General features: G+C 65.1%; 1 protein-coding gene. It reads right to left on the reverse strand.

Features of this window, described 5'->3' with window-relative positions:
• A partial coding sequence (gene dnaE / locus BGO22_RS18415) for a DNA polymerase III subunit alpha (protein WP_286852128.1) occupies positions 1–965 on the reverse strand: 965 nt, incomplete at both ends.

The raw sequence follows: 965 nt of genomic DNA on the forward strand, positions 1-965 counted from the left end.
TGAGCGCGATCAGGTCCTCCAGGCGCGTGGGCTTGGCGTCGCGCAGCATGCCCTGCATGCCGCGGCTTTCAAACTGGAACACGGCTTCGGTCTGGCCACGCGAGAACAGGGCATAGACCTTGGGATCGTCAAGCCGCACGTCCTCGAAGCGGAAGTTCTCCTGCCCCTTGTGGCGCTTCATGATGAACTCGCGCGCGATTTCCAGGATGGTGAGCGTGGCCAGGCCCAGGAAGTCGAACTTCACCAGACCGATCGCCTCGACGTCGTCCTTGTCGTACTGGCTCACGGCCGAGTCGCTGCCGGGCTGTGCGTACAGCGGGCAGAAGTCGGTGAGCTTGCCGGGCGCGATCAGCACGCCGCCCGCGTGCATGCCCACGTTGCGGGTCATGCCCTCGAGCTTCTGTGCCAGCTCGATCAGGGTCTTGACGTCTTCTTCCTGGCGCACGCGCTCGGCCAGCAGCGGCTCCATCTCGAGCGCGTAGTTGTTCTTGTCGCCCTCTTTCTTGGGCACGGGCGGGTACTGCAGGGTCACGCTCATGCCGGGCTTGTTGGGCACCAGCTTGGAGATGCCGTCGCAGAAACCGTAGGACAGGTCGAGCACGCGGCCCACGTCGCGGATGGCCGCGCGCGCGGCCATGGTGCCGAAGGTGGCGATCTGGCTCACCGCGTCCTTGCCGTATTTCTGCTTCACGTACTCGATGACGCGGTCGCGGTTGCCCTGGCAGAAGTCGATGTCGAAGTCGGGCATGGACACCCGCTCCGGGTTGAGGAAGCGCTCGAACAGCAGGTTGTATTGCAGCGGGTCGAGGTCGGTGATCTTGAGCGCGTAGGCCACCAGCGAGCCCGCGCCCGAGCCGCGGCCCGGCCCCACCGGGCAGCCGTTGTTCTTGGCCCAGTTGATGAAGTCGCCCACGATGAGGAAGTAGCCCGGGAAGCCCATCTTGAGGATGGTGCCGATCTCGAAC

Origin of the sequence: Hydrogenophaga sp. 70-12 (assembly GCF_001897365.1) — a bacterium.
In the GTDB taxonomy this organism is placed as follows: domain Bacteria; phylum Pseudomonadota; class Gammaproteobacteria; order Burkholderiales; family Burkholderiaceae_C; genus Hydrogenophaga; species Hydrogenophaga borbori.